A 2,608-nucleotide genomic window follows, 5' to 3' on the forward strand; every position below is an offset into this window, starting at 1 on the left:
AGTATAGTCATGGTTGAAAATTACCGAGCCGCAAAAGGCAAAGCACCAGTGTTGGAGTACCGCTACTACATAAGTTCAGCTGACCTGACTCCGGAGCAAGCTGGAAATGCTATTCGAGCCCACTGGGGCATTGAGTCAATGCATTGGATTTTAGATGTGAGCATGCGGGAAGATGCTTGTCAGATTTACCGAGAAAACGCAGCTGAAAACTTGGCAGGGTTAAGACACATGGCGCTTAACATGCTAAGAGCTGAGCCAACCAAAATTAGTGTGCCAATGAAGCAGAAGCGTTGCATGATGAACCCCGGCTTCTTGGAGCAAGTCTTGTTAGCTGGATTTAAGTTGGCGGCTAAATTCTAACCATTCATGCGGACGCCCTGACAACATTACCGATATCAAAAACTATATTTTTAATATTAACAGAGCTCACATTTTACTCCTTTCACATAACGCTGCGTTAAGTAGTGAGCAACATTGCCACCCAACCTAAACCATTGTGCCGTAAACACTAAATTCAAAGCAAACTGAAAATGCCGAGCGTTGCGAATCTGCCTTAAACGCTTTGTTAGTTGCCATTCTAAACCTCTGATTTCCAGTTTGTTTTCACTTTGCCAACGCCGTTTTTCAGCACGTTGAAAGACTCAATTCAGGCGCAGTTTCAAAGCGCCTGTCACTGAAACCACTTGGAACTAGCAACGCCGTAGAAAACCGGCCAAAAACACCAACAAGACCTTTGGGAAAGATAATGTCACAAAGCTGACTTTCAACAAGTGAATGAGCGTCTGAAACGGCAAAACAAAACCACAACATTCAAAATCGAACACAACTTCAGCAAACCACATCCAGACAAAATCGAGCAAAACTGAAAATTTCATTAGCCCTAAATTTTCTGACTTAGCTTCGTTTATACCGCTGGCAACTAACGCCGCATTAAGGGGCAAGCAACGCTAACAACTGCACTCAAACTAGCCAGCCGTAACCTCAAATGATCACATAAACCAAAAGTGCCACGCGTTGATTGTCCCTCTTAAATGCTTTGTTAGGCTATTGATTCTACTGTTCTTTCACGTATGTACCATTGAAGGAAACATTTAACCCACCACATCCATTATCGTTGCTGACTACGAGTATATTCTGGTTTAATAAAATTTTAAGAGTACAACCGTCGACATCATAATTTATTTGATTTCCATTAAAGGTTACGACACCATCGATTTCTCCAATATTTATAAAGCCAGAGGAAGAATCACCAACCCAAACCGATGTCCCTGAGAGTTTGTATTCGCTCGAATCCACCCTAGTTAAATCAATAAAGGCAGCGTTAGTATCTAATTGACCATTATAATATCGCTCATAATGTCCCTGCAAACTAGGAACATTTGCTGCATATACAAACAAAGAAACAAACAGCATGGTTAGACAAACAAAAACCGTTTTCAAGTTCAAATCTCCTGAGTAGCCTAACGCCCGCTTAAGGGGCTGACAACGCTACTACCAAGTTTCCGCATAACACCGTAACCACCGAAATCAACGCACAATAAAAATGCCACGCGTTGGAAGTCCCTCTTGAAGCGTTTGTTATACATTTTTTTCAATGTAGTCATAAATCGCTTTCCTCCACTCTACGAGATAAGGGAGGCAATTTACTAATAGCACACTGTTTTTGCAGCATAAATCAGCGAGCAAATCAGACAATGGATAATGAGCAGAATCTCTAGTATGTAAGACTTCATCGATCGTCTTCTGCGAATTTGGTTTTAACTCTTGAAGCCACATATGCCACTCAGGTGCATGTTTCCAATAATTCGCAGCCGAATGAATCAATCTTGCTACCGCTACACCATTATTACTTTTGGGTCCTAAATCTCTAGCCAGACCAGGATCTATTTCTATATCTTGAAGTACGTCAAACAGATATCTTTGCATAACGCAGAAACCCACTCCAATTAAATATTCCCCATGTTCACAATAACTCTCAACTTCCCATATACTCGAGTTTTCAATTGCTGTATGGATAGGAATCAATGAATTATCCAGCGACTCTAAGACACCTATTAAATATCCGACCCCAAAGTCATGTAACTCACCACCACCTTGGATATTTGATCTAATGATCACAGATGTACTCCCAAAATGTATAACGCCGCATTAAGGGGCAGGCAACGCAAACAACTGCGCTCAAATTAACCAACCGTAACCTTAAATGCTCAACCAAACCAAAACTGCCAAGCGTTGACTGTCCCTCTTTAATGCTTTGTTATGTAACTTTGCTAACCATTTCAAAGCATTACAAAGAAAAACATTGCCAAATATCGTTTAACTTACATGAAAAGTTAGCAGTAACCCAGTAGAATTTGCGTGGCAACGACGAAACTGCGAGCCCTAGTTCAAAGAAAAAAATGACTACCACTAAACTTATCGCAAACCCACTTTACCATTAAGAAAAAACGGAAAACTCGAAGAACAAAGAAGCCGAAAGCTAAATCAACATGCACAAAACCCACTCAGAGAAAATCGACATTGAAATTAGATCAATCATAAAAAACATCTACTTTTCAATGCATTGTGGTCTTTTTTCTTTACGGTTACATAACGCCGCATTAAGGGG

3 protein-coding genes are annotated in these 2,608 nt (G+C 40.6%); 1 reads left to right on the plus strand and 2 read right to left on the minus strand.

Annotation, left to right across the window (positions count from 1 at the left end):
* Positions 1-360 (plus strand): ISAs1 family transposase (locus tag CAG57_RS12795; protein ID WP_161439533.1); only part of this gene is annotated, 360 nt, incomplete at its 5' end.
* Between the two features lie 693 nt (positions 361-1,053).
* Here the strand turns inward: CAG57_RS12795 and CAG57_RS12800 are convergent.
* On the minus strand, positions 1,054-1,440 hold the full coding sequence (locus CAG57_RS12800) for a hypothetical protein (RefSeq protein WP_099609979.1): 387 nt from the start codon (positions 1,438-1,440) through the stop codon (positions 1,054-1,056).
* A 138-nt stretch (positions 1,441-1,578) separates the two neighbouring features.
* Positions 1,579-2,118 (minus strand): hypothetical protein, encoded by a 540-nt coding sequence (locus CAG57_RS12810; RefSeq protein ID WP_158137405.1) that lies wholly within the window; start codon positions 2,116-2,118, stop codon positions 1,579-1,581.
* Between the last annotated feature and the right edge of the window lie 490 nt (positions 2,119-2,608).

The sequence above is a fragment of the Vibrio sp. V30_P3S12P165 genome (assembly GCF_009904905.1).
GTDB classification, from domain to species: domain Bacteria; phylum Pseudomonadota; class Gammaproteobacteria; order Enterobacterales; family Vibrionaceae; genus Vibrio; species Vibrio fujianensis.